We start from the raw sequence: 1,797 nt of genomic DNA on the forward strand, positions 1-1,797 counted from the left end.
GAGGTCGCCCAGGGTCTTGTCGGGGAAGCTCGGGCGCAGCAGCCACCCGGCGAGGCTCGTGTCGTAGGCGAGGCCGCCGACGCGGATGCCGAGGCGCCGAAGAGCCTTCACCTGCGGCTTGGCGTCGTGCAGCACCTTCGGCTTGTCGGAACCGAGCCAACCGGCGAGCACACCGGCCGCCTCGTCGTTCCACTCCAGTTCGCGAAGCTCGCTCTCGGTCGCCGCACCGATCCGGCTCGGGAGTCCTCCGTGAACGAGGATGCGCAGTGCGACGTCGACGGTCTGCGCCTCGGCCCAGCTGAGGAAGTCTGCAGCGGACACCTCGCTCGGCTCGGGAAGCACGACGACCGCGGCTGGGTCGTCGGCGACCTCGCCGGCGCCGACGGCCTCGAAGACGCGTGGCAGCAGCGTGCGGAACTCGAGGCGGGCGAAGATGTCGCGAACGGCCTGGGCGTCGATCGGCGCGACCACCAGATCGCCGGGCGCCACCGGCAGCTCGACGTCGGTCAGCAGGCGATTGAGTCGGCGGTTGCGGCGCACATCCTCGATGTGCTCGCGCAGGTTCCCTCCCACGACGCCCTTGATCTCGCCAGACCGCTCGAGGAGGTCGTCGAGGGACCCGAACTGGGTGAGCCATTTGACGGCGGTCTTCTCACCGACTTTGGGGACGCCGGGAAGGTTGTCGCTCGTCTCGCCGACGAGGGCTGCGATGTCGGGGTACTGCTCGGGACGGACGCCGTAGCGCTCCTGGACCGTGACAGGGTCGTACCGCTTGAGCTGGGACACTCCCTGCACAGACGGATACAGCAGAGTCACATCGTCGGTGACCAGCTGTATCGTGTCGCGGTCGCCGGAGACGACGAGGACGTCGTAGCCCTGCTCGGCGCCCTGCGTCGAGAGCGTGGCGAGGATGTCGTCGGCCTCCACACCCTCTTTGGTCAGCACCGGGATAGACATGGCCGCCAGGCAGTCCTGCAGAAGAGGGATCTGCCCGCGGAACTCCTGCGGCGACTCGGACCGCGTCGCTTTGTACTCCGGATACACATCGGTGCGGAAGGAGTGTCGCGAGGTGTCGAACGCGATCGCCATGTGGGTGGGCTGCTCGGCCTTGATGAGGTTCACGAGCATCGACAGGAAGCCGTAGATGGCGTTCGTGTGCTGGTTGTCCTTCGTCGTGAAGTTCTCGACCGGAAGGGCGAAGAATGCACGATAGGCGAGCGAGTGGCCGTCGACGACCATGAGGGTAGGCTTTGCGGAGTCCGTCACCCTGTCAGCCTAACGAGGACGACAGACACCCGCTGAGGAGGATCGATGAGCGAGACCGCGACCACTGCAGGACTCGACTGGGCGACTGCCCGCGGCATGGGCGCTCTGGCGCAGAAGATGGGGATGGAGTTCCTCGAGTTCAGCACCGACCGATGCGTCGCGACTCTGCCGGTCGAGGGAAACACCCAGCCCGTCGGTCTCATGCACGGCGGTGCCTACGTGGTTCTCGGCGAGTCACTCGGGTCGATGGCTGCGAATCTGCACGCGGGCCCCGGTCGCCTCGCGGTCGGCGTCGACATCAACGCCACCCATACCCGCTCCGCGACCTCGGGGCTGGTCACCGGTGTGTGCACCCCGGTGCACCTCGGACGCACCATCACCGTGCACGAGATCGTCGTGACCGACGATCAGGGACGACGCTGCTCGACCATCCGCATCACGAACATGATCAAGGATGCTCCCCCCGGCTGATTCCGCCGGTCAGCGCGTGGCCTTCCCGTCGACCGGGTCATAGGTATTCGGTGATCCGAT

General features: G+C 66.8%; 2 protein-coding genes. One reads left to right on the plus strand and one right to left on the minus strand.

What is annotated here, in order from left to right; all coding sequences use genetic code 11:
- A partial coding sequence (locus tag J7E68_RS16485) for a 5'-3' exonuclease H3TH domain-containing protein (protein ID WP_285225525.1) occupies positions 1 to 1,239 on the minus strand: 1,239 nt, incomplete at its 3' end.
- Positions 1,240 to 1,311: 72 nt separating this feature from the next.
- On the opposite strand from J7E68_RS16485, the gene J7E68_RS16490 reads away from it, so the two are divergent.
- Positions 1,312 to 1,737, plus strand: coding sequence for a hotdog fold thioesterase (locus tag J7E68_RS16490; protein ID WP_215174423.1), 426 nt, complete (start codon positions 1,312 to 1,314; stop codon positions 1,735 to 1,737).
- Positions 1,738 to 1,797 lie beyond the last annotated feature (60 nt).

This window comes from Microbacterium sp. ISL-103 (assembly GCF_018613995.1).
In the GTDB taxonomy this organism is placed as follows: Bacteria; Actinomycetota; Actinomycetes; order Actinomycetales; family Microbacteriaceae; genus Microbacterium.